Source organism: Actinomadura sp. NPDC000600 (assembly GCF_040492135.1).
GTDB lineage: Bacteria > Actinomycetota > Actinomycetes > Streptosporangiales > Streptosporangiaceae > Spirillospora.
This window is the reverse complement of sequence record NZ_JBEUPD010000006.1, coordinates 168,492-193,331: the sequence shown is the minus strand read 5'-3', so window position 1 is coordinate 193,331 and position 24,840 is coordinate 168,492. Positions and strand designations below refer to the sequence as shown.

30 protein-coding genes are annotated in these 24,840 nt (G+C 70.5%); 20 read left to right on the top strand and 10 right to left on the bottom strand.

Going from position 1 to position 24,840, the window contains the following annotated elements; translation table 11 throughout:
* Positions 1 to 21 precede the first annotated feature (21 nt).
* Complete coding sequence (locus ABWI07_RS11710; RefSeq protein WP_353818512.1) at positions 22 to 768, top strand: hypothetical protein; 747 nt, start codon at positions 22 to 24, stop codon at positions 766 to 768.
* 120 nt (positions 769 to 888) lie between these two features.
* Positions 889 to 1,485, top strand: coding sequence for a GNAT family N-acetyltransferase (locus ABWI07_RS11705; protein ID WP_235036927.1), 597 nt, complete (start codon positions 889 to 891; stop codon positions 1,483 to 1,485).
* Between the two features lie 75 nt (positions 1,486 to 1,560).
* Here ABWI07_RS11705 and ABWI07_RS11700 read toward each other — a convergent pair whose 3' ends face one another.
* The gene (locus tag ABWI07_RS11700) at positions 1,561 to 2,283 is read right to left on the bottom strand and encodes a hypothetical protein (protein WP_353818511.1); all 723 of its coding nucleotides are present in this window, start codon (positions 2,281 to 2,283) and stop codon (positions 1,561 to 1,563) included.
* A gap of 282 nt (positions 2,284 to 2,565) precedes the next feature.
* Here ABWI07_RS11700 and ABWI07_RS11695 point away from each other — a divergent pair, with 282 nt between their 5' ends.
* From ABWI07_RS11695 to ABWI07_RS11680, 4 genes are all read left to right on the top strand, one after another.
* Positions 2,566 to 3,114: an RNA polymerase sigma factor gene (locus ABWI07_RS11695; RefSeq protein WP_353818510.1), complete on the top strand. Its 549-nt coding sequence runs from the start codon at positions 2,566 to 2,568 to the stop codon at positions 3,112 to 3,114.
* Positions 3,101 to 4,093, top strand: a complete 993-nt coding sequence (locus ABWI07_RS11690) for a CU044_5270 family protein (RefSeq protein ID WP_353818509.1) — start codon at positions 3,101 to 3,103, stop codon at positions 4,091 to 4,093. Before ABWI07_RS11695 ends, ABWI07_RS11690 begins: the two co-directional genes overlap by 14 nt.
* Positions 4,094 to 4,175: 82 nt before the next feature.
* Positions 4,176 to 5,963, top strand: a complete 1,788-nt coding sequence (locus tag ABWI07_RS11685; RefSeq protein ID WP_353818508.1) for a hypothetical protein — start codon at positions 4,176 to 4,178, stop codon at positions 5,961 to 5,963.
* Positions 5,964 to 6,144: 181 nt separating this feature from the next.
* Positions 6,145 to 6,627 (top strand): hypothetical protein, encoded by a 483-nt coding sequence (locus ABWI07_RS11680; protein ID WP_149260449.1) that lies wholly within the window; start codon positions 6,145 to 6,147, stop codon positions 6,625 to 6,627.
* A 91-nt stretch (positions 6,628 to 6,718) separates the two neighbouring features.
* Here ABWI07_RS11680 and ABWI07_RS11675 read toward each other — a convergent pair whose 3' ends face one another.
* From ABWI07_RS11675 to ABWI07_RS11655, 5 genes are all read right to left on the bottom strand, one after another.
* Positions 6,719 to 7,456: a VOC family protein gene (locus ABWI07_RS11675; protein ID WP_149260448.1), complete on the bottom strand. Its 738-nt coding sequence runs from the start codon at positions 7,454 to 7,456 to the stop codon at positions 6,719 to 6,721.
* Positions 7,457 to 7,602: 146 nt separating this feature from the next.
* The gene (locus tag ABWI07_RS11670; RefSeq protein ID WP_149260447.1) at positions 7,603 to 8,175 is read right to left on the bottom strand and encodes a helix-turn-helix domain-containing protein; all 573 of its coding nucleotides are present in this window, start codon (positions 8,173 to 8,175) and stop codon (positions 7,603 to 7,605) included.
* A 4-nt stretch (positions 8,176 to 8,179) separates the two neighbouring features.
* Positions 8,180 to 8,662 carry a GNAT family N-acetyltransferase gene (locus tag ABWI07_RS11665; protein ID WP_235036925.1) on the bottom strand — a complete coding sequence of 161 codons (483 nt, stop codon included), beginning with the start codon at positions 8,660 to 8,662 and terminating at the stop codon, positions 8,180 to 8,182.
* A 184-nt stretch (positions 8,663 to 8,846) separates the two neighbouring features.
* On the bottom strand, positions 8,847 to 9,536 hold the full coding sequence (locus ABWI07_RS11660) for a methyltransferase domain-containing protein (RefSeq protein WP_353818507.1): 690 nt from the start codon (positions 9,534 to 9,536) through the stop codon (positions 8,847 to 8,849).
* 88 nt (positions 9,537 to 9,624) lie between these two features.
* Positions 9,625 to 10,377 (bottom strand): TetR/AcrR family transcriptional regulator, encoded by a 753-nt coding sequence (locus tag ABWI07_RS11655; protein WP_353818506.1) that lies wholly within the window; start codon positions 10,375 to 10,377, stop codon positions 9,625 to 9,627.
* Between the two features lie 92 nt (positions 10,378 to 10,469).
* Here ABWI07_RS11655 and ABWI07_RS11650 point away from each other — a divergent pair, with 92 nt between their 5' ends.
* Together ABWI07_RS11650 and ABWI07_RS11645 are read left to right on the top strand one after the other, a co-directional pair.
* Complete coding sequence (locus ABWI07_RS11650; protein WP_353818505.1) at positions 10,470 to 11,381, top strand: NmrA family NAD(P)-binding protein; 912 nt, start codon at positions 10,470 to 10,472, stop codon at positions 11,379 to 11,381.
* Between the two features lie 131 nt (positions 11,382 to 11,512).
* Positions 11,513 to 12,442 carry a Rieske (2Fe-2S) protein gene (locus ABWI07_RS11645; RefSeq protein WP_353818504.1) on the top strand — a complete coding sequence of 310 codons (930 nt, stop codon included), beginning with the start codon at positions 11,513 to 11,515 and terminating at the stop codon, positions 12,440 to 12,442.
* A gap of 21 nt (positions 12,443 to 12,463) precedes the next feature.
* Here ABWI07_RS11645 and ABWI07_RS11640 read toward each other — a convergent pair whose 3' ends face one another.
* Positions 12,464 to 12,820, bottom strand: coding sequence for a MerR family transcriptional regulator (locus tag ABWI07_RS11640; protein WP_353818503.1), 357 nt, complete (start codon positions 12,818 to 12,820; stop codon positions 12,464 to 12,466).
* Positions 12,821 to 12,906: 86 nt separating this feature from the next.
* Here ABWI07_RS11640 and ABWI07_RS11635 point away from each other — a divergent pair, with 86 nt between their 5' ends.
* The 7 genes from ABWI07_RS11635 (at position 12,907) to speB (ending at position 19,187) form a co-directional block, all read left to right on the top strand.
* Complete coding sequence (locus tag ABWI07_RS11635; protein WP_353818502.1) at positions 12,907 to 13,710, top strand: aminotransferase class IV family protein; 804 nt, start codon at positions 12,907 to 12,909, stop codon at positions 13,708 to 13,710.
* Positions 13,711 to 13,822: 112 nt separating this feature from the next.
* A complete protein-coding gene (locus tag ABWI07_RS11630; RefSeq protein WP_353818501.1) occupies positions 13,823 to 14,233 on the top strand; it encodes a Uma2 family endonuclease in 411 nt (136 codons plus the stop codon).
* Between the two features lie 231 nt (positions 14,234 to 14,464).
* A complete protein-coding gene (locus tag ABWI07_RS11625; protein ID WP_353818500.1) occupies positions 14,465 to 15,085 on the top strand; it encodes a helix-turn-helix domain-containing protein in 621 nt (206 codons plus the stop codon).
* Positions 15,086 to 15,150: 65 nt separating this feature from the next.
* Positions 15,151 to 16,083 (top strand): sterol desaturase family protein, encoded by a 933-nt coding sequence (locus tag ABWI07_RS11620; protein WP_353818499.1) that lies wholly within the window; start codon positions 15,151 to 15,153, stop codon positions 16,081 to 16,083.
* Between the two features lie 162 nt (positions 16,084 to 16,245).
* Complete coding sequence (locus ABWI07_RS11615; RefSeq protein WP_353818498.1) at positions 16,246 to 16,419, top strand: hydrophobic protein; 174 nt, start codon at positions 16,246 to 16,248, stop codon at positions 16,417 to 16,419.
* A gap of 102 nt (positions 16,420 to 16,521) precedes the next feature.
* Positions 16,522 to 18,066, top strand: coding sequence for an alpha/beta hydrolase domain-containing protein (locus ABWI07_RS11610; protein ID WP_200841976.1), 1,545 nt, complete (start codon positions 16,522 to 16,524; stop codon positions 18,064 to 18,066).
* Between the two features lie 101 nt (positions 18,067 to 18,167).
* The gene (gene speB / locus ABWI07_RS11605; protein WP_149260438.1) at positions 18,168 to 19,187 is read left to right on the top strand and encodes an agmatinase; all 1,020 of its coding nucleotides are present in this window, start codon (positions 18,168 to 18,170) and stop codon (positions 19,185 to 19,187) included.
* A gap of 12 nt (positions 19,188 to 19,199) precedes the next feature.
* Here the strand turns inward: speB and ABWI07_RS11600 are convergent, their stop codons facing one another.
* A complete protein-coding gene (locus ABWI07_RS11600) occupies positions 19,200 to 19,553 on the bottom strand; it encodes a PRC-barrel domain-containing protein (protein ID WP_149260437.1) in 354 nt (117 codons plus the stop codon).
* A 61-nt stretch (positions 19,554 to 19,614) separates the two neighbouring features.
* The gene (locus ABWI07_RS11595) at positions 19,615 to 20,442 is read right to left on the bottom strand and encodes an MBL fold metallo-hydrolase (protein WP_149260436.1); all 828 of its coding nucleotides are present in this window, start codon (positions 20,440 to 20,442) and stop codon (positions 19,615 to 19,617) included.
* A gap of 157 nt (positions 20,443 to 20,599) precedes the next feature.
* Here ABWI07_RS11595 and ABWI07_RS11590 point away from each other — a divergent pair, with 157 nt between their 5' ends.
* The 5 genes from ABWI07_RS11590 to ABWI07_RS11570 all read left to right on the top strand — a co-directional run bounded on the left by ABWI07_RS11590 (position 20,600) and on the right by ABWI07_RS11570 (position 23,918).
* Positions 20,600 to 21,427, top strand: coding sequence for an SAM-dependent methyltransferase (locus tag ABWI07_RS11590; protein ID WP_149260435.1), 828 nt, complete (start codon positions 20,600 to 20,602; stop codon positions 21,425 to 21,427).
* Complete coding sequence (locus ABWI07_RS11585) at positions 21,424 to 21,639, top strand: DUF397 domain-containing protein (protein ID WP_149260434.1); 216 nt, start codon at positions 21,424 to 21,426, stop codon at positions 21,637 to 21,639. Before ABWI07_RS11590 ends, ABWI07_RS11585 begins: the two co-directional genes overlap by 4 nt.
* 134 nt (positions 21,640 to 21,773) lie before the next feature.
* Positions 21,774 to 22,616: a helix-turn-helix domain-containing protein gene (locus tag ABWI07_RS11580; RefSeq protein ID WP_160160963.1), complete on the top strand. Its 843-nt coding sequence runs from the start codon at positions 21,774 to 21,776 to the stop codon at positions 22,614 to 22,616.
* A 7-nt stretch (positions 22,617 to 22,623) separates the two neighbouring features.
* On the top strand, positions 22,624 to 22,821 hold the full coding sequence (locus ABWI07_RS11575) for a DUF397 domain-containing protein (RefSeq protein ID WP_149260432.1): 198 nt from the start codon (positions 22,624 to 22,626) through the stop codon (positions 22,819 to 22,821).
* Between the two features lie 344 nt (positions 22,822 to 23,165).
* A complete protein-coding gene (locus ABWI07_RS11570; protein ID WP_353818497.1) occupies positions 23,166 to 23,918 on the top strand; it encodes an ATP-binding protein in 753 nt (250 codons plus the stop codon).
* Between the two features lie 27 nt (positions 23,919 to 23,945).
* Here ABWI07_RS11570 and ABWI07_RS11565 read toward each other — a convergent pair whose 3' ends face one another.
* Positions 23,946 to 24,782 (bottom strand): helix-turn-helix domain-containing protein, encoded by an 837-nt coding sequence (locus ABWI07_RS11565; protein ID WP_353818496.1) that lies wholly within the window; start codon positions 24,780 to 24,782, stop codon positions 23,946 to 23,948.
* Positions 24,783 to 24,840: the final 58 nt, after the last annotated feature.

Below are 24,840 nucleotides of genomic sequence, written 5' to 3'. Positions count from 1 at the left end.
GTGGCTACGCGGTGGCCGATCTTGGACGACACCGGACGCGCTGCCGCGCTGCGTCGGCCGTCCGCCCGTTGCGATGATTCGGGCATGTTCCGACTCACGCGGGGCGAACTGGGCTGCTTTGGCGTGCTGATGGGGGTGGTCGGGATCGTGGCGGGGTGCGAGGCCGTCATCCCCGACGCCCCCGATCTCGCCGCGATCGTCACCTCGCGGCAGGCCGGTGCCGCGCGGGCACGGGCCGTCCCGGCCATCGACGCGGAATTCGAACGCATCGAAAGGGAAGTCGGCCCAGCACTCGCCACGTCCCTCAGCGACGGTTGCCACACGCGGGACGAGGGTTTCATCCTCCCCGCCTACGACTCGACTAGGTGTGTCCGTACCGTCATCCATTACTACGGCGCGGACGGCAAGTCGTGCGCGGACATGCTGCGCATGCTCCAGAGCCGGGGCTGGAGCCCGCTTCCCCGAAGTTGCCAGGCCTGGGCCGCGGAGAAGTTCCCGTGGTCGTCTCGCTCGGTACGAGGCAGGTCGGAGTATGCGGGACTCGACATTCGTTTCAGCCTTCACCCGCTCGCCCCCACGGGCCGGCAAGAGGAGCGGTTCACCCGACCGCACCGGCCCGGCGGTGCAGAGCTCGAATTGCGCGGTGTCGACATCGCGGACCTGTCGACATGGATTCTGCGCGAGCACTCCCACGTCATGGCGATCTCGATCGACGTTCAGTACCTCCAGGTCCCGCATGATGACGGAGGGCCCTGGGGGCCGATCTGACCTACGGTCACCTCCACGGGGCATAGCTCTCCTGATGATGGCGAGGTCGACGAACGTGAGCCGGTGGCCTTGCGGTCGCCGCCCGGTGGCATCTCCAATGCGCCGGGTACGGTCAGGTCCGTGGACGATGCGGCGATCGATGTCTTCCGGGCCGGCCAAGCGGACGCCTCCCGGCGGGTGGTTCTGCGTCATCTCGCCAGCCGTGACCAAGACGAGTTTCTCGACCTGGTGAACGCCAGTAGGGAACTGCACCACCCATGGATGTCGCTGCCGTCCACGCCGGAGCAGTTCCAGGCTTACCTCGCGCGCTACTCGCAGCCCGACGAAGAGTCGGTGCTGATCTGCGTGCGCGGCAGTGGAGCCATCGCCGGGCTGGTCAATATCAACAGTATCATTCGGGGACGGTTCCAGTCCGGGTCGGTCGCCTACGCCGCCTTCGCCCCTACCGCCGGCCAGGGCTACATGACCGAAGGGCTCGCGTCGGTGGTGCGCTACGCCTTCGAGCAGTTGCAGCTTCACCGGCTCGAAGCCCAGATACAGCCCGAGAACCACGCCTCCCTCAAGCTGGTCCGACGAGCGGGCTTCCGCCAGGAGGGCTACTCGCCCGAACTGCTGTACATCGATGGAGCCTGGCGAGACCACGAACGATGGGCGATCACCAACACCATGATCGACATCGCCCCGACACCTCCCCACCCCACGCTCCCAGAACGCTAGATCCACACGCCGTCGAACGCCGCCGATCCCGCTCGTAACAGGAGGTCGAGGAGGCCCACGGGAGAGGGCGAAGGTTCAGCGCTTGCCGACGGCTGACTCCAGTTGTCTGCGCCCTTCCTCGCCGCATGTCCACATCTGAACTCCCCGGGTCCGCGGCCCTTGGCTGGTCCAGCTCCAGAAGATGCGCACGGCAACGCCTTCGGACAGATGCCACCTGTCGTAACGTCCACTGGCCTCGGCCACCGGCGCGAGGCCATCGACATGTTCGGCCATTGCGGCTCCGAGTTGCGCAGGCACCCACGTTTCGAGTGAGCCGGGCCACGGGTCCCATGACGACACCATGTCCATGACGGCGTGACCTTCGATCAGGTGGGGAACGGAGTCCGCGACCTCGATGAACGGTCCGCCGTCGCTGACTCCGACCCTTCCGTCCGTGTGAATCAGGAAACGGACCGGGCTCGACACCCGTTCACCGGTCCACGAGAAGAACCAGCCGCGCTCGTCCGCCCATATCTCCTCGTCCAATGAGAAGTCCCAGCGGCGGGACACGTCGAAACGTTCTCGCCCGATGAGCGCCGAGCGCCGCACCTCATAGCGCAGGCCGCCGTATCTGGCCTCGAAGCCCTCTCGCCTGACCACCAACTCCGCTGGCGCGGGGACCACACGTCCAGCCCGGTCACGAACGTTCAGAAAGTCGGTCGGCGTCCTGGCCGGATCGCTCGGCGCCCGCCGTCCCGCGCGGCTCAGCAGACCCTGTGCCCGGTCGGAGAAATCGGCGAGGTCATCGAGGACGTGCACTCATGCTTCCCCAGCAATCGGTGTGCAGATGTTACTGACCCAGGCACGGGCGAGGAAGCGGGCGGCCCGTTCAGCGGCGCGGCCGGACGGCATGGACGTGCAGGTCCCGGCCATGGGCCCGCGCACTTCAGCGGACAATCGGGAAAACGGGGAAGCGGGTCGGCTCGGCATGCGGATAACAGGTGACATCGCCCGTACTTGAGAGGGTCGCATGACAGAGACGAGCCGTCCGTGAGGGACGGGACACCCAGTGAGAGCGACGCAGAGCTCATAAGACGCTCGTTGCGCGAGCCGGAGCGGTTCGCCGTTCTCTACGACCGGCATCACGAGGTGGTGCATCGGTACATCGCGCGGCGGCTGGGCCGGGACCTGGCCGATGACCTGATGGCCGAGACGTTCCTGGTGGCCTTCCAGCGGCGGGAGCGCTTCGACCTGGCGCGTCCGGATGCCCGGCCGTGGCTGTACGGCATCGCGACGAACCTGGTCGGCCAGCACCACCGCACGGAGAGCCGGTTCTGGCGGCACATCGCACGTACCGGCGTCGATCACGTCGTGGAGTTCCCCGGCGACCAGGTCGCCGACCGGGTGAGCGCGCAGGGCCTGCGCGGGGAGCTGGCGGCCGTGATCGCCAGGCTGCCGCGCGGCCAGCGGGACGTGCTGCTGCTCACCGCCGCCGGCGGACTGAGCACCGAGGAGATCGCATCGGCTCTCGGCATCGCCAAGGGGACCGTGCATTCGCGGCTGAGCCGGGCCCGGAAGAAGACGGGCGACGCGCTGGGCGGGGCCGACCCGCGGGAGATACGTGAGGAGTTCCTTCATGAACGAGCTTGAGCGCATGTGCGCGGAAGTCGCGCCGCCGGACGAGAAGGCCGTGGCCGAGGGGCGCCTTCGCCTGCTCGCAGTCGCGCACCGCGCCGATCCGGCTGCCGCGCGAAAGCGGCGCCGCCCGCAGATGGGACGGGGATGGCGGGTCGTGGCTCCGGCCGGGCTCGCCGGGGCCCTGGCCGTCGGTGTCATCGCGGTGCAGCAGACGAGTGACGGCGGTCCGGCCGGTCCGCAGCAGGTGAAGAACGTCAGCACCGTCGAGATTCTGCACCGGGCGGCCGCGGCGGCCCGGTCCGAACAGGATCTCCGACTGCGCGACGACCAGTACCTCTACGTCAAGTCGACGCTGGCCTGGGGGCCGGGAGTCCTCCATCCCGGGAAGTCGATGGGGAGGCAGACGCGCGAGGTGTGGGAGTCGGCCGACGGACGGAAGCCCGGGCTGCTCCGTGAGCCGTGCTCGGACGATCCCGCCCGTACCTGTGACATCCCACTGGTCAGTGAGGACGCCCCGCCTTCCCTGAGGAACCCCAACTACAAGCGGGACCTGCGGAGCGTGCCGAAGGAGCTTCGCGAATGGCGGGCCAGCATCGCCCATCCGAAGGATCCGTCGGCTCCTGCCGGTAGTGAGGCGTGGGCCGGCGTCACCGACCTGCTGGGCGAGAACTACCTTCCGCCCGAACTGCGTGCCGAGGTTTTCGACTTCGTGGCCGAGATTCCCGGTACCACGGTGACGGAGCACGTCACCGACGGCCTTGGCCGCTCCGGGGTCGCGGTGTCCAAGACGGAGGACAACGTCCGAAAAGAAATCATCTTCGACCCCAAGACCTATCGGCACCTCGGTATGAGGCAGATCTACTACGGCCCCAAGCCCCACATCACGGACTGGCGGACGATTCCGGAGGGGGCGGTCGTCGACAAGGTGTGGACCGTGCTCGAAACCAAGGCGGTGAACCAGCTGCCCAAGCCGGTCCCGTCGAAGTCCTGACCTCCGAATCGGCCCCACCACCGCCGTCAGGCGATTTCGCGCCGCGCAGCCGCCGCTCCGCTGCGGCCGAGAAAGGACTTTCGTGAAGAAGCAGACCACCATGCTCGCTGCCACGCTGGTGGCTGCGGCGCTGGTCACCGCGGGCCCCACGCCGGCCCCGCACGCGGCCGAAAAGCCGCGCCCGGCACCGAGCCGAACCGCCTTTCCGCAGGGTTTCCGCGGAATCGCCGTCCATGGCGGTTCAGCAGGCGTCCAGAGCCGACCCGGGGATGTTCTGGGAGGTCTCAAGGGCGCCAAGCGTCTTCCGGTTTCGAGCACTCGAACGGCTGTGGCGGGAACGCACGCGGTCACGGTCGACGTGCTGGACCGCGACGGAAAAGCCCCGCAGACCGCGAACGCCGAGTACGTGCTCTTCCGGTCGCTGGACGGGGCGGCCAGCGAATACGGGCAGCTGGACAACGGGCATGTCACCGGCCGGTTGGCGCGCGGCGAGTACGTGGTCGAGACCGGCGTGTACACGCCGGAGCCCAGCGGCGGGAAGTCCTTCACCCTCGTCTACGTCTCGCGGTTCGTGCTCGACAAGGACCGCACCGTGGTGCTGGACGCCCGCAGGGGCCGCCCCATGTCCATCGGTGTCGATCGTCCCGATGCCCGGCTGACCGGCGGAGAGGGGGGCGGGGGATACGCGCGCGTCGTCCAGACCATCGGTGGCCAGACCACCACCACCGCGAGCATCTTCCTGGACGGTCAGCCCGCCTACATCACTCCCAGCGGGCCGGCCCCGGGGCTCTCGCTGCTGCTGCAAGGCCGACTGACCAAAGACGGCGCCGCGCTCGGCAGCCCCTACATCTACAACGTCGCCGGCGGCGTTTCGGATCAGGACATCATCCCGGCCGAGCCCGCCCTCCGAGTCCGCACGGCCGAACTGGCCACCGTGAACACCCGCTACCGCCGCCAGGGCCGGCCCGCCTGCGCCGGCACCCACGCCGGGGCCCACTGGCCAGGCGGCGGTTACACCACGGGGTTCTACGTGGGTATCGGGTCACTACCCGCCACCCGCACCGAATACTTCAGCCCCGGCGCCGACTGGGACACCGACACCGTGCTCGGCGCGGACTGCCGCCTCGAGGAAGCCAGCGTTACCGGGACCCCTGAACTGTTCCCGAGCGCGGGCGCTTACGACCGCGAGCGGACGACCGGTCCGCTCGGCGCAGGCGCCGACTTCAACACCTTGCTGAACGACGGCACCGTCCAGTTCTGGGTGCCGATGTTCAGTTCCTGGAGCGCCGCCTCCGGCCTCGCTCCCTACGACCGCGTCACCGGCCGGACGACGCTCCAGACCGCAGACGGCAAGGTCATCGCCACAAGCGACCAGCCGGGCTACGGCGATTTCACCCTGCCCGAGCCCGGCCGTGGATCCGGGGAAGCCGCCTACAAGGTCACCACCGACGCCTACCGACAGGCCCCCTGGTCGGACCTGGCCACCCGCCAGCACATCGACTGGACGTTCTCCGCGACGCGTCCCAGCGGCGACTGGACGGGGCTTCCCCTGCTCACCGTCCTGTACCGCACCCGCCTCGACGACGACAACCGCGCGCCCACCACAACACAGCAGATCGCACTCAGCCCGCGGACCAACCAGGACGAACCGGCCCCCACGATCCGCCGACTCACCCTCCAGATCTCCTACGACGACGGCACCACCTGGACGAACGCCCCGGTCAGTTACACACAGCACGGCTGGGAAGCCACCGTGCAGAACCCTTCCGGCTCGAACGGGAAATACGTTTCCCTGCGCGCCTACGCCGAGGACACCGCCGGACGCACCGTCGACCAGACCCTCGTCCACGCCTACGGCCTCAAGCCCTGACCCAGGGCCAACCGAGCCGAGAACAAGGTGGGCGAGGCCCCCAGCCTCGCCCACCAGCACGTATCTGTCCCGACCACGTCGCCGCCTCCCAGGCCGGAAGGCGATTCTGAACTGGGCGTGGAGTTTGTGGAGCGCAGAGAAACAAGTCGCCGTGTCCGCGACGACGTGTGACCATGAGCCGGTGGACGTGGCCGTGCAGTGGGTGCGCACCTACTGGACGAGCCGGTCGCGCGGAGCGAGAGGTGCCGTCCGGCGCAGCAGGTTGCCCGAAGCCTTTCCCCTTCCGGAGGCCGTCCCGCCTTTCGTGCACGAAGTCCGGATGTCCGAACGCGACGGGTTCGTTCCTCGCTCGACCGTGGTCGATGGCCTTCCACCTCGCACCGAAGTGGAGCTGACCGAGGTCGACGGGATGCTGAAGGTGCTTCTCGTCGTCCAGCGCGTTCCCGAATGGGCGAGTAGCGGACTCGACCTCGCCTGGCGCCCGGCGGCGGTGGCCTTGCGGCCCCGGCAGACGCTGCGCTGGCAGATCAATCACCGGTTCAGAGCCGAGCAGGGCTGGTACTACCGGCTCGACACCCTCAACGTCTCCTACGGCAAGAACTCGGCCGAAGTCTTCATTCACCCACCGACCCGCCGAATAGACGAACGCTCCCAGCTCCCCTGAGTGCGAGAGCGTCGTGGGAGGGCTTCGAGGACGCGCCGGCGGAGGGCTGAGCTCTGCACGGGTGGCCCGCCTCTCAAGGTGGCGGGTCGTGTCAGCGCGGTGCGAGGACGCAGAACTCGTTGCCCTCCGGGTCGGCGAGGACCGTCCACGGGACGTCGCCCTGGCCGATGTCCATGTCGGTGGCGCCGAGAGCTCGCAACCGGTCCGCCTCCTCCGCTCGATCGTCACCGGGGTACGGCCGGAGGTCCAGATGGACGCGGTTCCGAACGGTCTTCACGTCGGGCGTGCGGAGGAACTCGAGATACGGCCCGACGCCCTTGGCGGAGCGCAGTCTCGCGTGGTCGTCGGTCACTTCGTGCAGCGTCCAGTCCGTCGCCTGGCTCCAGAACCGGGCCATGGCCCGCGGGTCCACGCAGTCGACCACGACCGTGGCGATCGGGCCGGTGTCCCGGTAGACGTCCCGAGGCTCCAGCACGCAGAACTCGTTGCCCTCCGGGTCGGCGAGGACCGTCCACGGGACGTCGCCCTGGCCCACGTCGGCGGGCGTCGCGCCGAGATCCTGGAGGCGCGCGACCAGCTCCGCCTGATGGGCCGGAGAAGTGGTGGCGAGGTCGACGTGCACCCGGTTCTTCACCGTTTTGGGCTCTGGGACACGGAGGACGTCGATATAAATGGCCGCGGGGTCGGGATAGACCAAGTCCCGGGGTTCCACATTGGTCACTCCGGGCTCCTCGCTGGAGAGACCCCAGCCGAGTGCCTCCGCCCAGAACCGGCCGACCATGGAATCGTCCCGGGCCTTCATCGCAATCTGAACGAGCCGTGTCGCCATGCCGCCGATCCTATGTCCGCGCGGATGGGACATCACCCCTGTTTCGCCTGGCCCTGCAATGGCGCCCCAGCCGGCTGAGCGGGAGGCGGCCGGCCCATCTGGGCCAGCGCCGAGTGCGTCGCGCTCGACCAGGCGAGGGGGCCGGGTCAGGCCGTGGGCTTCCGGGTCACGACCACGACGTAACGGCATTCTTCGGTGCCGTCGTTGACGAACTCGCGCGCCTGGGGCTTTCCGAGCTCGAACGTGTCCCCAGCCGTGAGGACGTGCGTGGTCGGCCCCTCGACCAGGGTCAGCCTGCCGTCGAGCATCCAGATGAGCTGGGCGATGAACGCGTAGGACGCCGCCGGCATCGGCACCCGGGCGCCGGCGGGCAGCACGATCTCGGTGACGTCGACGGGGAAACCGGGCGTCGATATCTGCCGTCGCAGGTAGCCGGTGTCGGGGTCCGTCCAGTCGGGGGTGTCGGCCGCGCGCCGCACCTGGTCGGGGGCGGCGCCGTCCGCCGGTGACAGCAGCTCGGTCATGCTCAGCTCCAGGGCCGCCGAGAGCTTGCCGAGGAGGACGGCGGTCGGGCTGCTCTGACCGCGCTCGATCTTGCTGATCATCGCCCGGGACACTCCCGAGGCATCGGCGAGCCGTGCCAAAGACCAGCCGCGCCGGTTGCGTTCCGCCTTGACCCGCCGCCCCAGGACGTTCTCGCCCTCCATCAAAGTGGACATGCCCTCACCTCGGAGCCGGCTCCCCGTCGAGCCGCAGTTCCATGAAGACGCTGTTGGGGTCGTGGACGTAGTCGGCGAACGGCTCGCACAAGCTGAATCCGTGGCGCTCGTAGAGCCGCCGGGCCGGGGCGAAGAACTCCTGGCTCCCGGTCTCCAGCAGGACCCGCCGGTGACCGCGCTCGGCGGCGACGGTCAGCAGGTGGCGCAGTATGGCCGATCCGATCCCCAGTCCCCGCGCGGTGCGCGCCGTTCGCATGGACTTGAGTTCGACATCGCCGTCGCCCAGGTCCTTGAGCGCGCCGCAGCCGCGCAGCTCCGGCCCTTCCCAGGCCGACCAGAACGCGACCGCCGGGTCGCGCAGCTCCTCGAGGTCCAGCGCGTGGATCGATTCGGGCGGAGAGGTGGCGTGCATGTCGGCCAGGTGTTCCTCCAGCAGCCGACGGATCTCCGGCCGGGCCAGGTCACCGAGCTGGAAGCGCAACATCATTCAGGTCTCCCGCGTCTCCCGCACGGTGCGGCTCACGTTCACTGATCTCTAATATAGTGGACATTGCTTCCACTATGAGAATCAATTCAGCTCGGTCGGCGGCCGCACCTGGCCGGGACGGGACTCACGTGGGCTGATCGCCGCATGCGCGGCTCGGAACGGCCGCCGAAGGCGCACCCGGTACTCAACCCGCCCGGGTCCCGGAGGCGACGAAGATCGGGACGGCGAGGAACAGGCGATCGTTGCTCGCCCTGGCGGTCTGCTCGTCCAGCCAGGCGCCCTCTCCTCCCATGGCGGCGAGCGTCGGCAGGCACGCGGCGTCCGTCCACACGATCGTGTGGACCTCGACGGTGACGTCGACGAACCCGTTGTCCAGCAGCAGGTTCCGGTACCGGCGGGCGACCCGCGGGTTCGGCACGCCGTCCGCGCGGGCGTGGACGAGCCTGCGAGTGAGTCCGGGGTCGTCGGAGTCGAGCACGAACGTGTCCCAGTCCTGGCCGATGAGCACCGCGCGGCCGTTGGCGGCCAGGACGCGCCGGGCCTCGACGACCGCCTGCTCGGGCTCGGGGAGCGCGTGCAGGATCTTGTCGGCGCGGTAGCCGGTGACCGAGCCGTCATCGACGGGCAGCGCGGTGGCCTCGGCGACATGGAACTCGCCTGCGGGCCAGCGCTCCGCCGCGACCTCGATCATGGCGGGGTCCAGATCGACGCCGATGGCCCTCTTCCCGCGAGCGGCCAGTTCGCCGACGGCGCGCCCGCTCCCGCAGCCGACGTCGACAACGCTGTCGCCCAGCCCTTCGTACGTGCGTTCCCGCAGTTCACGAGCCTGAGGGCGGTCGTCGAACGCGTCGAGGGCGCTGAGCAATGCGGACATGGCTCTCATTGTGCAACCTGGTACCGACAGCGAGCCGATCGGCGAGGCGGCGGCTCGGCTCGGCTCGGTTCACCGGCGCACGTCCTCGCTAGTGGACGAGGCGGCGCCGGTGTGCGCGCTGGCGGCAGGTAGGGCCGCAGTAGCGAGCCGGACGCCCGGTGGCACGCACATGCAACTGCGTGCCGCACTCCGCGCAGTACCTCGGGCCGGTCGTTTCGTGACCGGGAGGGGTAGCGGAGTCACGGAAATTGTCGCCTTTCGTGACAGCCGCGGGACGCAGGCCGTCCAGCATGAGCCGCACCAGTCGCGTACCGCGTGCCGGGTCCCGGTGCGCCGAACGCAGTGCGGCTCCGCCGAGGATCAAGGCCGACAGATCGTCGGCCCGGACGTCCGCACGTACCGCACCGGCCTGCTTCGCATCGCGCAACAGGCGCTCCAGCGCCTTGCCGAACCGCTGCGCCGCGGTGGCCAGCACGGCGCGCGGCCAGCTTCGATCGGCGGTCAGCACATCGCAGAAGTGCCGACGTCCCGCCGACTTCTCGATCACTTCGAGCAGGAAGCCGGACAGGGCCTCACCGGGCGCCGCGCGGGCGGCCCACCGGTCGGCGGCGGTCACCAGTCCCTCGACGTGGCGGGCGAGCACCGCCTCCACCAGGACGTCCTTGCTCGGGAAATGCCGGTAGACGGTGCCGGCGCCGACCCCCGCGCGCTGCGCGATCCGGCCGAGTGACACTCCCAAGCCCTCTTCGGCGAGCACGCGCGTCGCCGTGCGGAGCACGATCTCCCGGTTGCGAAGCGCGTCAGCGCGTCCGGCGGGCGCCGGGTTCGGGGCTGCTGTCATGTCACGGAATCCTTGTCTGCGGCGCAGAAGCGGGTGGAGCATTCCGGATCAGCTCAGTATCTCCCTCCCCGTCTTCTCTGGAAAGGGCACCCATGACCACCGCCACCACGGCCGGCCCCGACTCCCCCGTCCTCGTCACCGGTGCCACCGGCAAGCAGGGCGGCGCCACCGTCCGCCGGCTGCTTGCCGAAGGACGGCCGGTCCGCGCCCTGGTGCGCGACCTGGAGGCGCCTGCCGCGGCCGCGCTGGCCGAGGCGGGCGCCGAACTCGCGCGCGGCGACTTCGATGACCCGGCGAGCCTGCGTCCCGCGCTCGACGGCGCCGCCGCGGTGTTCGGCATACCGCCCGTGGCCTACGGCCCGGCCGGAACCGAGGCGGAGCGCGAAGCGGCCCGCGGCCGGACGCTGATCGACGCCGCCGCGGCGGCGGGAGTCGGGCAGGTCGTGTTCAGCACCGTCGCCTCGGCATCCAGCGAATCACCGCATTCGAGGGGGAAGGCGCTGATCGAGAAGTACCTGCGCGACCACATCGCCCAGCCCACCGTGCTGCGCCCTGTCCGGTTCATGACCAACTACCTCGGCGTCGGATGGGGCATCGACGGCATCTCGGACGGCGTGCACCGGCACATCTTCGCTCCGCACCGGCCCATGCAGGTCATCGCGCTGGAGGACGTCGCCGAGTTCGCCGCGCTCGCGTTCGCCGACCCGGCCCGGTTCGCCGGACGGACGCTGGAACTGGCAGGCGACGAACCGACGCCGGTCGAGGCCGCCGCCGCGATCAGCGAGGCGACCGGAGTCCCGGTCCGGTACCGGCAGCTGACCGACGGCGAGGCGGCCGCGATCAACCCCGAGATCGCCGCCACCAGGAAGCGCTGGCAGGACGGTGACCGCTGGCACGCGGACATCGAGGCCCTGCGCGTCATCCATCCCGGGCTGCGGACCTTCACCGACTGGCTCAATGAGAGCGGCGCCGCCGCGCTCCGCGCCCGACTCGCCGGCTTCTGAGAGAAGTGCCGGAGTCGCTGTCCATAGGGACTCGGTGCCCGGCAACCGCGCCTCGGCGGCCGGGTGGACGGTTTCAGGGGGTGTTCGGGGGATAGGGAGCGAAGGTGTAGTCGTGTCTGGGGGAGGGTTTTATGAGCATGCCGCACAGGGCGGTTCACCGGGTGGAGAACGCCGAGGCCTTGGACAAGGTCGCGGAACCTGTCAGTTCCGTGGTGCAACGAGCGGTCCAGCCGAAGTTCGTCCGCGATCTGCTCAGCGGGACGAATCTGGGGCATCCGCTGCATCCGTCGCTGACCGACGCCGCGATCGGCGCGTGGCTCAGCGCGGGGCTGCTGGACGTCGCCGGAGGGTCCGACGCCGAACCGGCCGCGGACCTGCTGACGGCGGCCGGAGTGGCCGCCGCCGTGCCCACCGCCCTCAGCGGGTTCAACGACTGGGCCGACACGATCGGGCCGGAGCGCCGGGTGGGGCTCGTCCACGCGGGCCTCAACACCGTGGCGCTGGCGCTGTATGCGGGGTCTCTCGTCGCGCGGGCCGGCGGGAACCGCCGCAAGGTCAAGGCCCTGCGGTTCGCCGGGTTCGCGGTGATGGGGGCCGGCGCCTACCTCGGCGGTCACCTGAGCTTCGTCAAGGGCGTCAACGTCAACCGCACCGCGTGGCAGGAGGGCCCGGAGGAGTGGACGCCGGTGCTGGCGGCGTCCGAACTGGGCGAGGGCGAGCACCGGACGGCCGACGCGGACGGCGTGCGGGTCCTGCTCTACCGGACGGCCGCGAAGGTGCACGCCGTGGCCTCGACCTGCACCCACATGGGCGGCCCGCTGGGCGAGGGGACGATCGAGAACGGCTGCGTCACCTGCCCGTGGCACGGCAGCACGTTCCGGCTGGAGGACGGCGGTATCGAGCGCGGCCCGGCCAGCACGCCGCAACCGTCCTACGAGGCGCGGATCCAGAACGGCCGCATCGAGGTCAGGGTGCCGCCGCCGGGCGCCCAGACCGACGTCGCCAAGGAAGGCGCCCGCCGGAGGGGACGCCGTCTGCTCGCGCGCACGTCAGCCTCGTGACACCGCGCTCCTGAGCGGTGGTCACTCGTCCGGGGGACGCAGGGCGAGGAAGCCGGTGAGGGCCTCCTGGTTGCGCTGGAGGCCCTCGATGCGGGCGTCCAGGGCCATGAGCTCCCGGTCCAGGAGGTCGCGAATGCCGGCGCACCAGTCGAATTCGGGCTGGTCGCTGCGGGTGCAGGGGAGGACCTGCCGGATCACCTCCGTGGAGAGCCCCGCGTCCAGCAGGACGCGGATCTTCCGCACGGTGAGCACGGAGTCGTCGCCGTAGCGGCGGTAGCCGTTCGCGTCGCGCTCGGCGTCGAGCAGCCCCTGCTCCTCGTAGTACCGCAGGAGCCTCGTGCTGACCCCCGTACGCCGGGACAACTCACCGATCAGCATGCCACCGCTCCGGTTTGACCTTCTCACCAGTGTGAATGCCTAACGTCGTCTCCCAAGCGATCATTCCGCACCGCTGGAGACGCCGCATGACCTCTCTCGTCGTCCGACACAACGCCCGCGCGGCGACCACCGACGAACTGGCGCCGCTCGCGTTCGCGGGCTATGCCCACTTCACCGCCATGCAGGTGCGCGGCGGCAAGGCCCGGGGCCTCGACCTTCATCTGGAAAGGCTGCGCTCCGCCTCGATGGAACTGTTCGGCAGCGCACTGCCGGACGAGCGGGTGCGGTCCTCTCTGCGGGCGGCAGTTGAGGCGGGACCTGCGGACGTCTCCTTGACGGCCACCATGTACTCCTCGCCGGGAGAGTTCAGCGCGACGGGGATGCAAGCTGAGCCAGAGGTCCTAGTCCGGACGGGTCCGCCCGCGTCCGGTCCCGCGGGGCCGTTGAGGCTGGCGACGGCCGAGTACGACCGGTTCCTGCCCGCTTTGAAGCATGTGGGTGAGGTGGCCAAGACCTACCTCATGCGTCAGGCCGTGAAGGACGGCTTCGATGACGCCGCCTTCGTCGACCGCCGGGGCCGGCTCAGTGAGGCGACGATCTGGAACCTGGCCTTCTGGGACGGCGACGCCGTGGTGTGGCCTGACGCCGAGATGCTGCTCGGGACCACGATGGGCATCGTCCGCCGCCGACTGGACCGGCTAGGCGTCCCCCAGCGCGTCCAGCAGATCACACCCGCCGACCTTCCGGCCCTGGCCGGAGCCGTGGTCATGAACTCCTGGACGCCGGGAGTCGCCGTCCACCAGATCGGCCCGACCCCCATCCCCGAGGCCCCCCGCTTCCTGGCCCTGCTCCACCAGGCCTACGAGGCTGAACCCCTCACCGCCTTCTAGGCGGACGCCCCCTCCACGGCATCGGCCTGTCATGAGGCCAGCGGCCTGGAGAATGCGCTGAAGGTACTCTGCTAAGTACCCGTACCGACCTCGACCGGAGGCGTCCCGGGCCATGCACTCGCTGACTCTCCCATTGCCGTCCGGTGACACCTGGACTCGGGCAGACTATGAGGCGCTGCCTGAAGACCTCCCAGTACGTGTGAGCCTCATCCACGGGGAACTCGTCGTAATCCCCCGGCCTCGTCCGATCCCCGCCGACCTGGTCGCTCTCGTCGTCGAGGTGGTCTCACCATCCACCAAGCGCAAGGATCGGCGGATACAGCCGACCTCGTACGCGGACGCGCGCATCCGGCACTACTGGCGAGTGGAGACCGACCAGACCGCGCCGGCGTTCGCGATCTATGCCTATGAACTGGACGATGCCACCGGCGGATACGTCGCGACCGGTGTGCACCATGACCGGATCATTGCTGCTCTGCCGCTCCCTCTCGATATCGAACTCAAGGCCGTCCGCGAGCGCTGACGCCGGGTCGGCTGCGAGGGAACGGCGGTGCCGCCCCGCATTCTCCGTCCCACTGAACGCGCCTTACCGTGATGGAGGGCGGCTTCGGTCGAAGACGGTTGCGGGGTGCGTGCGGCGATGGCTGCCTCTGACAGCGGGTGGGCGGGGACGGCTCGCCTGGAGCCAGGCGTTCTGACTTTCACCGGACGTCTGGGCGGCACCGCTGCCCACGCCCACGCAGCGGTGCAGGTGGTGGCCCTCACCAGCGGCACGGTCGTCTTCCAGGACCGGTACGGCCACCGGGTGCGGGCGGCCGCGGCGATCATTCCCGCCGGGGTGGTGCACGCCGTCGACGCCACCGAGCCGGCGCGCGGGACGACGTACTACCTGGACCCGGCCGGACGGACCGCCGCCGCACTCGCGGCCAGGGTGGAGGCGGCCGGTGATCGAAGGACGGCCGGTGCCTGGATCGCCGCCGCCGGCACACCGCTCGCACCGGCGCCGGACAGGCCGCTGCACCCGGCGTTGGCCGCCCTGGTGGCGCGGGCTTCCCAGGGGACGCGGCGTGCGGGCGGTCCGGACGTTCCCGAGTCGCTGGCCGAGGCCGCGGCGGAGGCAGGGCTTTCGTCCACACGGCTGGGGCACCTCTTCTCCGACCAGCTCGGCCTCCCCTACACCGCCTGGCGGCGCTGGGCCCGCCTCCAGCACGCAATGGCCGCCGTGCACGAGGGCGCCACCCTCACCGAGGCCGCGCACGCCGCCGGGTTCACCGACAGCGCCCACCTGACCCGGGTGTTCCGCGCGATGTTCGGCATCACCCCCACGCAGGCCGCCCGCGCCGCCGGGTGGCGGCCCCCGCGGCAGTCCGGCTAGCACCCCGGCAAGCGGCAGCCGATCCGTACAAGGCCATACGGCCCTCGGCGGGTCAGGGTCGGTTCATGAGCACTGCAACCGTCACCACTGGGCGCGCACTGCGAGGGGCCGTGCGTTACGGGTACGCGCCGACGATGCTGCTGGGTGTCAACGGCGCCGGTATCGCGCTGACGAGCGCCGGCGCCGGGAAGGTCTGGTTGATGGCACTGCTGGCCGTCGCCATCGCCGCCTCCTTCGCCGCCGAACATCTGCTGCCCTACGACCGGGACTGGAACCGGCCGCTGGACGACGGGCGCCGCGACGCCGCGCACACGTTCGTGAACGAGGCCCTGATCCTGGGAAGCGTCGCCGCGATCCCCGCGCTGGCGGCCGTCGTGTCGGTCGCCGATGTCTGGCCGCACGCCTGGCCGATGTGGACGCAGGTCCTGTTGGCGGTCCTCGTCGCCGATGCCGGGATCACGCTGATGCACTACGCCAGCCACAAGATCGGCCTGCTGTGGCGCTTCCACGCCGTCCACCATTCGGTGAAGCGCTTCTACGGGCTCAACGGCCTGATGAAGCACCCGGCGCACCAGACCGTCGAGATGACCGCCGGAGTCACCCCGCTCCTGGTCATCGGGCTTCCCGTGGACGTGGCCTCCGCGCTCGCGCTCGCCGTCGCCGTCCAACTGCTGTTGCAGCACTCCAACGTCGACTACCGCATCGGCCCCGCGAAGCACGTCCTGGCCCTGAACGAAGGCCACCGTTTCCACCACCTCAAATGGGCCGGGATCGGAGACGTCAACTTCGGCCTGTTCACCCTTATCTGGGACCACTTGCTCGGTACCTACAGCTACGACCCAACCCGCCGGTTCACCTCGGACGACCTGGGCATGGCCGCCAAACCCCGCTATCCGTCGCGCTACCTGGCACAACTGGGCGAGCCTTTCAAAAGCAGCGGTGCTTGCGCACCCACTCCGGCCACGGGCGACGCCCCGTCCGTTCCGAGACCCGCCTGACCTTCGGAACCGTCCGAGCGGAGAACGGAGCGTCAAGGGCGGGGTCCCCTCTCGTACACCGCCGCGTGTCCGAAATGAGACCTTTGTCGCGCATCAAGCTTCATTTACCGGGGACGAACCGCCCCGAACAGAACTGAGGCAGACCCCAGAGGAGGACCCCCAATGCCTTGGCTGATGATTCTGGTGCTTCTGCTGGCGCTGATCCTGTTCGGTGTCGGCTTCACGCTGAAGGTCCTGTGGATCCTGGCCGCGATCGTCCTGATCCTGTGGCTGCTGGGCTTCGTGGTCCGCAGCACGGGCCCGTCCGGCCGCCGCGGCCGCTGGTACCGCTGGTAGCACATAGAACGGCGCCGCCCCGTCCAGGCTCTGGACGGGGCGGCGCCGTTTCCACGACCGGTGATTCGCGCGATGTGGAGGGCGGCGGAGGCGGCGGACACTGTGGCCCCCCGACACCTGGAGGTCATCGTGCGCTTCTCCCTGCGGATCCCATGGCGGCGCGTCGCCGCCGCGGCGACGGGAGCCGGGCTGCTTGCCGCCCTGCTGTACGCGTCGCCGCCCGCCCTGGCCGCCGCCCCCGGTCCGGTCGTCACCGTCCCGCCGGAAGGGAGCCACGGCTTCCCCTTCCTTGCGGCGGCCGAGGACCTCGGATCGTTCGGATACACCGAGAGCGAGTACTTCATCTCGGGCACCGCCACCTCCTACGCCAAGTCCGGCTGGTGGGGATCGGACGGCCGATGGGACGTGCGGGCGTCCGGGCAGGCCCCGTACAAGACGAGGCTCCTGGTGCGGCGCCCCGCCGACCCGGCGGCGTTCAACGGGACCGTCGTGGTCGAGTGGCTCAACGTGAGCGGGCAGCTCGAACTGTCGCCCGACTACTGGTTCGCGCGGGACGAGCTGCTGCGCAAGGGGTACGCGTGGGTCGGCGTCTCCGCGCAGTCGGTCGGCGTCAACGGGGGACTGGGGGAGATCCGCGGGCTCAAGGGATGGGACCCGGCCCGGTACGGCGGCCTCGTCCATCCCGGGGACGCCTTCTCCTACGACATCTTCTCCCAGGCCGGGCAGGCGCTCCGCGACCCGGACGGGCCGGACCCGCTCGGCGGCCTGGCGGTGCGGACGCTGCTGGCCGACGGGGAGTCGCAGTCCGCCGGCCTCATGACCACCTACGCCAACGCCGTCCAGCCCGTCTCGCGGGTCTACGACGGCTTCATGATCCACAGCAACGGCGCGGTCGGCGCCCCGATCAGCGGTGAGCTGGCCGACACCCTGTGGATGCCGAACCCGTCCCGTATCCGGACGGACCTGTCCGTTCCCACGTTCGTGGTGCTGACCGAGACCGACGTCCCGCTCGCGGCGGCCGCGCGCCAGCCGGACACCGACCGGGTCGTGCACTGGGAGCTGGCCGGCACCTCGCACGGCGACCAGTGGGCCTACGACCTGGGCGGGCCGACGGTGAAGAAGTCCGCGGGATCGGCAGCGCCGCAGCCCGACTGCGCGGCCGGGTCCGCCCCCTACAACGACGGGCCGGGGCACTACTCGATGAACGCGGCGCTGCGCCATCTGGCCGCGTGGGCGCGCGGCGGGGCGCGGCCGCCGGCCGGGGCGCCGCTCGACACGGTCCTGCGCGACCCGCGCACCGGGCTCGCGACCGGCGGCATCCGGCTGCCGGACGTCGCGGTGCCGACCCGGACGCTCACCGGGATGCGCGACACCAGTGGCAGCGGCGTCTTCTGCGTGCTGTACGGCGCTCGGGACGCGTGGAACGGCAGCAGCGACCCCTGGGACCGGCATGACTCGGGCGACCCGTCCGATCCGTCCCTTCCGTGGACGCCGGAGCCGGTGCTCAGCCTGCTCTACCCGACGCACGCGGGCTACGTGGGCAAGGTCCGGACGGCCGCGCAGGCGTCGGTGGGCGCGGGCCACCTGCTGCCCGAGGACGCGGCGACGATCATCGCCGCCGCGGAGGACTCCGGCATCGGCGGCTGAACCCCCGCCGAGCGGCGGCCCCGTCCCGAGATCCGTCCGGGACGGGGCCGTCCGCACATCGGACGCGTCCGGCGCGGGAAGGGAGAGGGAGGAGGTGGCAGATGGCCGAGAGGTACGGACCGCAGTTCGGTCCCGACATCACGTTCCTGGGGGTGCCGCGCTGCACCTGGTCCGACCCGTCCACGTACGAGGACGCCGACGTGGTCATCCTCGGAGCGCCGTTCGACGGCGGCACGTCCCACCGGCCGGGGACCCGGTTCGGTCCGCAGTACATCCGGCAGACCTGCTACCTGCCCCAGTACGGCTCGCGGCCGTCCCTGGCCCTGCGGGTGGACGGCCTGCGCGGCGACCTGACGGTCTACGACGCCGGCGACGTCGAGATGTACTCCGGGGACGCCGAGCGCTCCGTCCGGTCGCTGCAGGCGGCGGTGTACGCCATCGCCCGTACCGGGACGATCCCGCTCGTCCTCGGCGGTGACCATACGATCGCGTGGCCCGACGCCGCCGGGGTGGCCGACCACCTGGGCGCCGGACGGGTCTCGATGGTCCACTTCGACGCGCACGCCGACACCGGCGACGTGGCCTTCGGCTCGCTGATCGGGCACGGGCAGCCGATGCGGCGGCTGATCGAGTCCGGGGCGGTGCGCGGCGACCGGTTCCTGCAGCTGGGCCTGCGCGGGTACTGGCCCGGCCCGGAGACGCTGGCGTGGATGGCCGCGCAGGGCATGCGCTCCTACGAGATGAGCGAGATCGTCGCCCGCGGGCTGGACGAGTGCATGACCGAGGCGTTCGAGATCGCCACCGACGAGTGCGACGGGGTCTTCCTGTCGGTCGACATCGACGTGTGCGACCCGGGCCACGCCCCCGGCACCGGCACGCCCGAGCCCGGCGGGCTGACCGCGCGCCAGCTCCTGGACGCGGTCCGGCGCGTCACCTACGAGCTACCGGTCGTCGGCGTCGACGTCGTGGAGGTGTCCCCGCCCTACGACCACGCCGACATCACTTCGGCCCTGGCCAACCGCGTGGTGCTGGAGGCGCTGTCGGGCATCGCCCGTCGCCGCCGCGACGACCGCGACGGGACGTCCTGGGACCCTCGCCGTCCCCTGCTCGACGGACGCTAGCGCCAGGACGGGTCAGCGCCGGGCGAGGCGCCGCTCGTCCGGGGCCGCGCGGTAGGGAAGGCTGTAGTAGGCGAAGACCTCGGGTTCGGCGTCGGCGAAGAGCTCGCCGTTGGTGTCGATCGCCGGAGCGCCCTTGACCCGCTTCTTGTCGTGCGCGACACGGAGGTGGTCGGGGCCCACCGTGGAGCCGTCCAGCGGCACGAACACCAGCCGCTGCCGGGTCGGCACGCCGATCTTCACCGTGGCGAACGAGGGCTGGTCGGTGAGCGTGTCGACGTAGACGGCCTCCAGCGGCCCGATCTTGCTTCCGGACGCGTCGATCACGCTCCGGCCGCGCCATTGCCGTATGTCCTCGATCTCGAACATGTCCTGTCCAACCGTAGGTTCACCTGTGCATCTACCCAGCTCAGAGCGAATGTACCGGGCGTCAGGAGTGCCGGAAGGTGTGGGTCTCCCCCGGCGCGACGTACGCGGCCCGGTCGGACAGGCCGCGGCGGTCCAGCTCGCGCCTGAAGTCGTCCAGGGGCGACTTGAACACGCTGTAGTCGTTGTAGTGGACGGGCACCGCGGTCGCCGGACGGAGCGTCTCGACGAGGTCCGCGCCCTGGGCGCCGTCCATGGTGACCACGAGCCCGCCGGGCAGCGTGGTGCCGCCCAGGTGGAGGACGGCGAGGTCGATGTCGGAGTTGCGGCGGGCGATCTGGTGGATGCCGTCGAACATCAGGGTGTCGCCGGTGATGTAGAGACGGAACTGCACGTCGCCGGTCGCGGGGCCGAATTCGAGGAGGCTCCCCATGACCGGAGGCAACATCCTCCGGAAGGGGCCGGGGGCGTGCCTGCCAGGCATGGACGTGATGCGTAGCAGCGCGCCGCCCTTCACGAGGGTGTGCGACTCCCAGGTGCGCAGGCCGACCGCGTGGCGGAAGCGGTGCCACCCCTGGAGGCGCCGGGCCGCGTGCGGCGTGGTGACGATGGGCAGGCCCCGGTCGAGTTTCGCGCGGGCGATCCGGTCCCAGTGGTCGCCGTGCAGGTGGGACAGGACGACGGCGTCCAGGCGCGGGAGGTCGGCGGGTCGCAGTGCGGGCTCGGTGAGCCGCCGGGTGGTCAGCCCGAAGCCGAGATAGGCGCGCTGCCCGCGGTGCAGGAAGTTGGGGTCGGTCAGCAGGGTGAACGGCCCGCAGCGCAGCAGCGTCGTCGCGTTGCCGATGAACTGCATCGTGAGTTGGCGGAGCGCGAGATCCGGTGCGGTTTTCATGCTTTTCCCCCTTTGCGCCGGTCATGCCCCCCAAAGGGCGTGCGAACCCTGCGGAAGTGGCCACGGCAAAGCCGGACAACCCTTGCGAAGCAGCACGGAAGGGCCGACCCTTGCTTCATAATTCGTGCATCACAAGTTGCGGCATAGGAGGCCGAGGTTGAGCGAGACCGAGCAGGCTCCGCCCGGAGTGGACACCACCGTCCCGAGCCCGGCCCGGATGTACGACTTCTACCTCGGCGGCACCGACAATTTCGAGGTCGACCGGGCGGCGGCCGAGAAGGTGCTGGCGAACATGCCGGAGGCGGGGGACGCGGCCTGGGCGAACCGCGGCTTCCTGCAGCGCTCGGTGCGGTGGCTGGCCCAGCACGGGATCCGGCAGTTCATCGACGTCGGCGCGGGCCTGCCGACCATGAACAACACGCACGACGCGGCGCAGGCGGTCGCGCCCGACGCGTGCGTGCTGTACGCCGACAACGACCCGATGGTCCGGGCGCACGCCGAGAAGCTGCTGGCGGGGTCCACCGGGACGGCGTTCATCACCGCCGACTTCCGCGACCCCGAAGGCGTGCTCGGGCACGAGGTCACGGGCAAGATGATCGACCTGTCGCAGCCGGTCGCGCTGCTGGCCGTGGCGCTGGTCCACTTCATCCCGGACGGGGACGACCCGTGGGGGATCGTCCAGCGGTACATGGAGCGGCTGGCGCCCGGCAGCTACCTGGTGCTGTCCGCCGGCACCGGCGACCGGCAGGCCGACCGCGCGGTCGGCACGATCAGGGACGTGTACGCCAAGTCCACCGCGAGCGTCCATCTGCGGTCGCGCGCGGAGGTCGAGCGCTTCTTCACCGGTCTGGAGATCGTCCCGCCGTGGGAGGGGGCGGCGGCGAAGGTCTGCTACATCGGTGAGTGGGGCGCTGAGGACCCCGAGGCGGCCGACAGTGACGGCTCGCGGTGGGCGTACTGCGCCGTGGCCAGGAGGAACGGGTGAGGAAGCCGTCCGTCGAGGAACTGGGCATCGATCCCGACGCCCTGGAATGGCGGCGCTCGCAGACCGACGAGGGCGGCATCGAGGTCGCCTTCGCCGGCGAGTGGACGCTCCTGCGCACGTCCGGCGAGCTCGTCTCGGTGTTCGACGAGCACGAGTGGGCCTGCTTCCTCGACGGGGTGCGGAACGGGGAGTTCGACCACGCGGCTTCCTGAACCCGGGCCTCCTGAACCCGGGCCTCCTGAACCCGGGCCTCCTGAACCCGGGCTTCCTGAACCGGCCAAATCTGTGAATCACAAATTCGGAGGCGTATGCTGATGCCGGTGGCAGGTCGAGGGAGGTGGCGCCGGTGAGCGATGCCTACGGGGCCACCATCGCCAAGCGGGGGCTGGCGCGCCGCCTGAAGGAGCTGCGCGTTGAGGCCGGATACACGGCCAACCAGGTCTGCGACCGGCTGAACTGGGGCCGGGGGAAGGTCGGGCGGTTCGAGGCCAACAACTGGGTGCGGCCCGAGCTCAGCGACATCCGCGACCTGGCGCGCATCTACGAGGGCAGTGACCTCGGCGAACTGGAGGAGCTGGCCGGCCGTGCGCGGCGGCGGGCCTGGTGGCGTGACTACCCGGACGTGTTCGACAACGAGTTCCCGGGTTTCGAGAGCGACGCGTCGAGCATCCGGGTGGTCATGCCGCTGGTGCTGCCGGGCCTCCTCCAGACCCTCCCGTACATGCAGGCGCTGCTGTCGTCCGGCACGAGGACGCCGGAGTGGCGCGAGCGCGCGATGCGGGCCCGGCTGCGCCGGCAGCAGATCCTCGACCGGGACGACGGGACGGCCCCGGAACTGGTCGCGGTCATCACCGAGGCGTCCCTGCTGTACGAGTGGGGCGACCCGGGCGACCGGCGCGCGCAGTTCGCGCACCTGCTCGGCATGTCCCAGCGCCCGAACGTGGAAGTGAGGCTGCTGCGCCTCGCCGACGGGATGCACCCGGGCATGTCCACGCTGGTCAACATCTTCCGGTTCCCCGGCGGCGAGCCGCCCATGGTCTTCCTGGAGAACGACGCGGACGTCCAGGAGATCGACACCCCCGACGACGTGGAGGCCTATGACCGGCTCTTCGACCAGATCCGCCAGGCGGCGCTCGCTCCCGCCGACACCGCGGAGCACCTGAGGAAAGTGATCTCAACCCTGGAGTAGCACCGACATGGACCTCTCTCAGGCACGGTGGGTCAAGGCGACCGCCAGCGCCAGCAGCAACGGGGGCTGTGTCGAGGTCGCCGACCTCGACACGGCCGCGGCGCTGCGCGACAGCAGGACCCCCGAGGCCGGGGCGCACGTCGTCTCCCGGTCCGTTCTCGCCGCGTTCCTCGCGGACGTGCGGGCGGGCCGGTACGACCGCTGAGCCGGGCCGCACACAGGATCCCCCAGGGCTGCACCCCTGGGGGATCCTTCATGTGTGCGGCCCTCTCTCAGGCGCCGCCCACGCTACAGCGGAAGGGGCCAATCGTCCCGGTACCCGCCGGTACACGCATGGGACGCGGCGATGGGGAGCGGTATGGGGGCATTCGGGCACATCGGTGAACGTCTCACTCGTGCCCGCAACTTTCTTGCCGCGCCGCGGGGTCTTGCGGCGGAAGATGTGCAAAAGTGTATCTGTGATTCACACATAGCGACTCGCTAAGTCTTGAGGCTCATGTCGCGATTGTCGGAATCACGAATCTCCCCGCGAACCCCGAGGTGGGTGCCATGACGAAGTCCGCGACGATGTGCGGGATCCCCTGGAGGCTGGAGGACGGCGGCTGCGCGGCCCTGCCCCTGCCCGCGGACGACTCCATCGCCCACGTCGCGCGCTCCCACGTCACGGCACTCCTCCCGGCGCTCGGTCTGTCCGTCCAGGACGTCGACGACATCAAGCTCATGGTCAGCGAACTCGCCACGAACGCCCTGCAGCACGGCATGCCCCACGACGCCCCCGCGGGCGCCGAGCTCTGGGTCTACCAGCGCGACAACGGCCACGGCCGGGACGAACTGGTCGTCAAGGCCTTCGACACGCTCCGGGGCTGGCGGCCGTGCGACGGCGGCCCGGGCCGGCCCGACCACGGCCGCGGGCTGAAGGTCGTCGACATCCTCACGAAGGGCCGGTGGGGGCACCATCCGACCCGGTCGCGGCTGGGGACGCCGGCGGTCCGCGGCAAGGCGACCTGGTTCGCGCTGCCGCTCCCGCGCACCCTCCGCCGCCGCCGCGCCTGGCGGGTCGGCGGCCCCTACGCCGCCAAGGACCTGCGCACCCTGCTCGTCCAGCGCGGGCTCGACCACCTCGAACAGGAGGACGGCGAGGGCATGACCGTCCTCACCGACGGCCGCGGCCTGACCGTCCGGTGCGAGCCGGCGGCGTTCCGCTGGCGCGCCCCCTCCGGAGCGGCCGGCACACTCCCGATCATCGACATCACCGAAGCCTGCGAGCGGATCGTCGAGATCTGCGAGTCGCGACTCGGCTAGCGCCGAGTCGCGACCGGCGCGGAGTCGTCACGAGGCCGACGCCGGGCCGGGCGGCCGGTGCCTCTCCAGCGCGGCATTCAGAATGGCTCGGGACGGGCCCACCGGCGTTGCTATGTCGCTTATCAGGTCGTATCTGACCGCCATCTCCTGGACGTCGGACGGGTCCATCAGGAACCGTCCTCGCCCGGCCGCTTCGGTGTACGCGAGGTCGCTGCCGTCGACCGTGAGGATCCGGAAAGGGCCGTCGATCCCCGGATGGCCGGTTCCCTGGTTCTCCACGACGCGGATGCTGATGTGGGGGTGCTCGCTCAGTTCCAGCAGATGGGCGAGCTGGTTCCGCATGACCTCCGTTGAACCGACCACCTGTTCCAAGGCCGACCAGTGCAGGAGGGCGGCCACGCGCGGCGGGTTCTCCCTGTCGAGTACGGCCGCCTTGCGCGACATCCGCTGCTCCACGACCGTGTCGAGGTCGTGCGCGGTTCCGGTCGTCAGCGTGGCTCGTGCGTAGTCCGGTGTCTGGAAGAGCCCGGGGATCACGGACGCCTCCCACATGCGGATCCGCGACGCGCGCTGTTCGAACTCGGTGAGCGACGAGAGCCGGTCGCCCTCGTCGGCCGTCCCGGCGAAGCCGACCAGGTGCGCGAACATCCCGTCCGTCTTCCAGAGGCGGTCGACGGCCTCGGCGTGGGCCGGCTTGAGCCGGAGCGTCGCGGACTCGTACCGGGAGACGGTCGAGCGGTCGCAGTCGAGGACGTCGCCGAGAGCCTGCCCCGACATGCCGTGCGCCTCGCGGTAGCGGCGCAGGTGCACCGCGATGAAATGCCACATCGAGCGTGACGGGTCCAGTGAGTCTCGCGCCTGCATGGGCCCTCCCGGTTTGTTGCGATCCAATCCGGAACGTAGCGAACCTATCGCGGAGAGT

Coding starts and splice junctions, on each gene's coding strand:
- ABWI07_RS11690 (WP_353818509.1), top strand. CDS start 3,101: ATGAACGAGCTTGAGCGCATGTGCGCGGAAGTCGCGCCGCCGGACGAG.
- ABWI07_RS11675 (WP_149260448.1), bottom strand. CDS start 7,456: ATGGCGACACGGCTCGTTCAGATTGCGATGAAGGCCCGGGACGATTCC.
- ABWI07_RS11670 (WP_149260447.1), bottom strand. CDS start 8,175: ATGTCCACTTTGATGGAGGGCGAGAACGTCCTGGGGCGGCGGGTCAAG.
- ABWI07_RS11665 (WP_235036925.1), bottom strand. CDS start 8,662: ATGATGTTGCGCTTCCAGCTCGGTGACCTGGCCCGGCCGGAGATCCGT.
- ABWI07_RS11660 (WP_353818507.1), bottom strand. CDS start 9,536: ATGTCCGCATTGCTCAGCGCCCTCGACGCGTTCGACGACCGCCCTCAG.
- ABWI07_RS11655 (WP_353818506.1), bottom strand. CDS start 10,377: ATGACAGCAGCCCCGAACCCGGCGCCCGCCGGACGCGCTGACGCGCTT.
- ABWI07_RS11650 (WP_353818505.1), top strand. CDS start 10,470: ATGACCACCGCCACCACGGCCGGCCCCGACTCCCCCGTCCTCGTCACC.
- ABWI07_RS11645 (WP_353818504.1), top strand. CDS start 11,513: ATGAGCATGCCGCACAGGGCGGTTCACCGGGTGGAGAACGCCGAGGCC.
- ABWI07_RS11640 (WP_353818503.1), bottom strand. CDS start 12,820: ATGCTGATCGGTGAGTTGTCCCGGCGTACGGGGGTCAGCACGAGGCTC.
- ABWI07_RS11635 (WP_353818502.1), top strand. CDS start 12,907: ATGACCTCTCTCGTCGTCCGACACAACGCCCGCGCGGCGACCACCGAC.
- ABWI07_RS11630 (WP_353818501.1), top strand. CDS start 13,823: ATGCACTCGCTGACTCTCCCATTGCCGTCCGGTGACACCTGGACTCGG.
- ABWI07_RS11620 (WP_353818499.1), top strand. CDS start 15,151: ATGAGCACTGCAACCGTCACCACTGGGCGCGCACTGCGAGGGGCCGTG.
- ABWI07_RS11615 (WP_353818498.1), top strand. CDS start 16,246: ATGCCTTGGCTGATGATTCTGGTGCTTCTGCTGGCGCTGATCCTGTTC.
- speB (WP_149260438.1), top strand. CDS start 18,168: ATGGCCGAGAGGTACGGACCGCAGTTCGGTCCCGACATCACGTTCCTG.
- ABWI07_RS11600 (WP_149260437.1), bottom strand. CDS start 19,553: ATGTTCGAGATCGAGGACATACGGCAATGGCGCGGCCGGAGCGTGATC.
- ABWI07_RS11595 (WP_149260436.1), bottom strand. CDS start 20,442: ATGAAAACCGCACCGGATCTCGCGCTCCGCCAACTCACGATGCAGTTC.
- ABWI07_RS11575 (WP_149260432.1), top strand. CDS start 22,624: ATGGACCTCTCTCAGGCACGGTGGGTCAAGGCGACCGCCAGCGCCAGC.
- ABWI07_RS11570 (WP_353818497.1), top strand. CDS start 23,166: ATGACGAAGTCCGCGACGATGTGCGGGATCCCCTGGAGGCTGGAGGAC.
- ABWI07_RS11565 (WP_353818496.1), bottom strand. CDS start 24,782: ATGCAGGCGCGAGACTCACTGGACCCGTCACGCTCGATGTGGCATTTC.